The 376-nt window shown below is 42.0% G+C and carries 1 protein-coding gene; it reads left to right on the plus strand.

The genetic code is table 11. From position 1 onward, the window contains the following. On the plus strand, positions 1-376 hold a 376-nt coding region (locus I6E40_RS10750; RefSeq protein ID WP_235387283.1), incomplete at both ends, for a hypothetical protein.

The raw sequence follows: 376 nt of genomic DNA on the forward strand, positions 1-376 counted from the left end.
TCTTGAGACAGAAGAATATCAGTCACATCTCTCAGAAGAAGAGATTGACCGCTATCTTGCAATGGAACGCACTCAGTATGCATACGACAGAAGCCTTGACTTTAAGAACGATACACACTGCTGGGGTATCTACCGCAATGATGAGATTCTGATGCACAGATACTTCTCTATGTTGTACTATCCTCAGATTGTTACTCGTACTTGCACAACTATCAATGAAGACTTAATCAATAATGTGATTGCTTCGCTGTTGGAGACTATAGATAAGTCTTGCTGTATCGATGAGTGCGGCGTTCACTTCATGAACTATGGCAGAACCATCAGTGGCGTTGACCCTGCAATCTTTAACAACGTAGATTCGTATGAGATTCCTGAC

Origin of the sequence: Prevotellamassilia timonensis, assembly GCF_021531665.1 — a bacterium.
Taxonomy (GTDB): Bacteria; Bacteroidota; Bacteroidia; order Bacteroidales; family Bacteroidaceae; genus Alloprevotella.